Here is a 302-nt window from a genome sequence, read left to right as displayed (position 1 = left end):
ATGAGGCTGCCATGCAGAGGTATGGCGGAGAAGTTCCGAAAAAGTTTGACGAATTGATTGCATGCGCCAGATGGTTTAAGGAAAATGAGGGGACCGGTATCGCGATTCCGGCCATGCAGGGACAGGCGGCGGTCGATTTGTTCGGTGCCATACTCTATTCCTGCGGCGGTGAGTTTATAAAGGATGGCAAGGCTGATTTAGGGAGTGATGAGGCTGTACAGGAGATTGCCATCTGGCAGGAACTCTGTAAGTACGCAATGGATGGCGCGTCGACCTGGCATGTGGATGATGTGGGACAGGCG

General features: G+C 53.3%; 1 protein-coding gene. It reads left to right on the top strand.

What is annotated here, in order from left to right:
• Nucleotides 1–11: 11 nt before the first annotated feature.
• On the top strand, nt 12–302 hold a 291-nt coding region (locus NE473_RS31215), incomplete at its 3' end, for a hypothetical protein (RefSeq protein ID WP_502802870.1).

The organism is Hungatella sp. SL.1.14 (genome assembly GCF_024460495.1).
Classification (GTDB): Bacteria; Bacillota; Clostridia; order Lachnospirales; family Lachnospiraceae; genus Hungatella; species Hungatella hathewayi.
The sequence above is the reverse complement of the archived record's forward strand: the minus strand, read 5'-3'. Positions and strand labels throughout refer to the sequence as shown.